Here is a 3,499-nt window from a genome sequence, read left to right on the forward strand (position 1 = left end):
CCGCACCTATGGATAGACATCAACTACGAATAGTTCGAACACACACCCGTCTCGGCCTCACCTGGGTTGGCTGCCGGGTTCGGGCGTGCGGGCCTTGCCATAGTTACAGCGTTTCCAAGAATTTCATCAGTTCATCAGTCGCTCGGAAGCGCGTGAGCTTCACGTCCGGGGCCTCGAGTCGAGCCAGCGCCTGCTCCTTCATTTCCAGGTTGGCTTCAACGTAGCGGTGGGTCGTGTTCGTGCTCTCGTGACCGAGCCACAGCGCGATGACGTTGAAGGGCACGCCGCTTTGCAACAGGTGCATGGCTGTCGTATGCCTCAAGGTGTGGGGAGATATTCGCTTGCCCTTCAGGCCGGGGACCTGGGCCGTGGCGCGATCCACGGCGAGCGTCAATCGCTGCGTCACGTTGCAGCGCGTCATCGCCTGGCCCGATCGATTGGGAAGCAGGGCTGAATCGCCGCGCAGTTGCGGATTCACGCGCAACCAGGCCCGTGTCGCTGCCACGGTGGACTTCCACAGCGGCACCGATCGCTTCTTGCGGCCCTTGCCCATCAGATGGACGCAGGCCGCGCCGTCCAGCACAACGTCATCAACCCGAACGCCGATGATCTCGGACACGCGAGCGCCGGTGTTGTAGAGCAGCGTGAGCAACAGGTGGTCACGTCGTGATGTCCACTCGCCGCCAGGTTGGCCAAGCACCGCGATCATCTCGGGCCGGCTCAGGTAGCCGAGCATCGGCCGGTCGAAGCGCTTCATCGGCACACCCAGCGCACGCTCGACCGAGTGCAGAGCGGTCACGTCGCGCCGGCCGGCGAACTTCAGGAGCGTGCGCAGCGCGGTCAGCCTCAGATTGCGGCTTCGCACCGAGTTCTGTCGCTCCGCCTCCAGGTTGTCCAGGAAGCTCAGGATCAACTCCGGCGTGATGTCCGTCAGCTGAATGGTTGCTGGCGACTTGCTCAGCCGCGAGGCTGCAAACCCGAGAAACAGCTTGATGGCGTCTCGATAACACGCGACTGTCTGCGGACTGAGTGCCCGTTGCGCAACAAGGTACTCGGTGAAGAACTGCTGGACGATTGCCGGAAGGCTTGGCGGTTTGATGGTTGCCTCACGCATCGCACACCTCCGGCATGCAAGCTTCAAACCGCTGCGCGGCAACCGCCATGAGATCGGGCACCGCCTGCAGATACCAGTACGTGTCGGCAACGCCCGAGTGCCCGAGGTATGTCGACAGCGACAGCATCGCCTGGTCGACGTCGACCCCTTGCTGCTGCCAGAGCAGCACGCGCCTGACGACGAACGTGTGCCGGAGATCGTGGATGCGTGCCGCATGGTGGGTGCCACGATTACCCCAGCCCAGTTCACGCCGCAGACCGGCGAACACGCACCTCGCCTGGTGCCCTCCCAATGGCGCGCCCAGGATGTCGGCTCGCAGACCGATGAACAAGTGTTCGTCCTCGCCCGAGGAAGCACCGGTCAGGTCACGACTGGCGCGATACCGGCGCAGTGCCTGGGTCGTGCTTGGATGCAACGGCACTGCACGCGATTTACCGAACTTCGTTCGTTGGATGGTGAGTACCCCCAGCCGCAGATCCACGTCGGCGAGGCGCAGTGCCAGCGCCTCGGAGATCCGCAATCCTGTGCTTGCGAGCAGGCCGAAGAGTGTCTCGTACAGCACGCCTCGGATGCTGGTCGGCGGCCCCAGGCGCCGCGCGGCAGCCATCAGTTCCTCGATCTCCTGCTCGCTGAAGATGTGTGGCGTTCCCCGTACGGGCCGATGCCCGCAGACTGTCTCGTCCGGCACTTCGGTGTTCGGCTCGAACTGCAGCAGCCAGCGTGCAAATGGACGCAGGTGCCTCATCCGCCGAGCCATGTGCACGGATGCGGGCATCAAGGACCGACCTTGCGCTGCCCACTGGGTCATGACTTCGAGCGTTAGCGGGCCGAGGTGTTTGCTGCGCTGGACATGCCGCGCAAGACTGCGCAGGCAGTAGCCGGAATGCCTGAGTTCGAAACCAAGACGCTGCCGTTCAGCAAGGTAGCGTTCCACGAGGATGATCACGTCGTCCGTCATGCTTGGCTCCCGGTGGTGTTGGGGGCTACTGCACCAGGCCATGGCAGTGCCACTCCGACCAGGTGACGACTGTCGAGCTTGGCATAGATGCGCGTGGCGTTCAATGAACGGTGCCGCAGGACATCGGCGACTTCCTTGATCGACGAGCCCGTGGCCAGCAGTCGGCTGGCCATGGTGTGGCGCAGCAGGTGCGGTCGTGTGTAGGGCAGGCCCGCCCGCGCGTAGGCCTCGCGAATGATCGTGCCGACGGCGACCCTTCCGAGGCACCGCTCGTGGGGTGTCTTGTGGCTGGCGAAGACCATTCGATGCAAGGTCTTGGGCCTCTCGCTGTGCAGGTAAGCGACGATGGCGTCACCAGTGGCAAGGGGCAAGGGCATCACGTGTTCGCGTCGGCACTTGGTCCGGCGCAATGTGATCGTGCCGGCAGCCCAGTCGATGTCGTCCAGGCTCAAGCGAGCGACTTCGCCGACGCGCAGGCCCAGGTCCAGGGCGCAACGCACCATGGCGTCTGCACGACGCATCGACGCCCCCACCTGACCAAGGGAAGCGACAAGCTGTTCGACCTCCCGTAGCTTGAGCGAAGTCGGCAACGACGCCTGCTGCCAGTTCGCTGGCGTTGACAGCGCACCGACCAGCGCGTGGACAGTGTCTCCTTGCGACGAGCGCCAACGGAAGTAGCCGCGCAGGCTGGACACGACGCTGCTCAAGCTCATGGGCGTCGTATGGGCCTTGGCCTGATCGGCAAGGAAGCTGCGAACGTGCTCTGCGGCGACCGCATCGAACTTGATGGCGCCACCGGCAAACCTCTCGCGCAGGAGTCGGCCGACGACGCGCAGGGTGTTCTCGCGCGTGCTCCGCGCCAGGCCGCGTGCGTGAGATAGGAAGTGGTCAAACCGGCGCAGTTCCTCCCCTACGGGCGTCGCGTCAAGCGCCTTCGGCGGCACAGCAAGAGCGGTGCGAAGCACGATCAGCAAATGGACCAGCGGGGCATGGTGATCATCGGGCCGCCGCCCAGCAACGGCGGCGCGCCGACGTGGAATACGCTGGTACAGGAACTCTGCGATCAGGTTCTCGTCGAGGTTATGCAAGCACCTGCACGCCTGGGCCATCCATAGATCGAGGCGCGCGACCACGGCCTCACAGTGCTCGACATAGGAAGCTGCGTGCCCGCGGTCGACCAAGTACCTCCGGTAGGCAGGCAAATGATCGGTCAGCAGTGAGTCACTGCTGGTCGAGACAACGGTATCGAAAGGGACAGGTCTGCCAGTCATGACGATCTCCAGGTAGTGGAGCCGCCAGTGCATGCGAAGTCAGAAACTATGTACAGCCGCTGATGCCCGGTGTCCGACCGGACGCGCGGCGAACAACGAGCGCGACCGGCGCAAGGTCCTCAGCTATTCGTAGTTGACGTCTATCCATAGGTGCGG

At 64.0% G+C, this 3,499-nt stretch carries 3 protein-coding genes; all 3 read right to left on the minus strand.

The genetic code is table 11. From position 1 onward, the window contains the following. Positions 1-103 precede the first annotated feature (103 nt). Genes IV112_RS20925 through IV112_RS20935 form a run of 3 tightly spaced genes read right to left on the minus strand, consistent with a single transcriptional unit; the run spans position 104 to position 3,376 of the window. Positions 104-1,114 (minus strand): tyrosine-type recombinase/integrase, encoded by a 1,011-nt coding sequence (locus tag IV112_RS20925; protein ID WP_304007005.1) that lies wholly within the window; start codon positions 1,112-1,114, stop codon positions 104-106. Further along, complete coding sequence (locus IV112_RS20930; protein WP_304007007.1) at positions 1,107-2,072, minus strand: tyrosine-type recombinase/integrase; 966 nt, start codon at positions 2,070-2,072, stop codon at positions 1,107-1,109. The genes IV112_RS20925 and IV112_RS20930 overlap by 8 nt, the downstream gene beginning before the upstream one ends. Further along, the gene (locus IV112_RS20935; protein WP_304007009.1) at positions 2,069-3,376 is read right to left on the minus strand and encodes a tyrosine-type recombinase/integrase; all 1,308 of its coding nucleotides are present in this window, start codon (positions 3,374-3,376) and stop codon (positions 2,069-2,071) included. Before IV112_RS20935 ends, IV112_RS20930 begins: the two co-directional genes overlap by 4 nt. Positions 3,377-3,499: the final 123 nt, after the last annotated feature.

Source organism: Methyloversatilis discipulorum (assembly GCF_018780585.1).
Classification (GTDB): Bacteria; Pseudomonadota; Gammaproteobacteria; order Burkholderiales; family Rhodocyclaceae; genus Methyloversatilis; species Methyloversatilis discipulorum_B.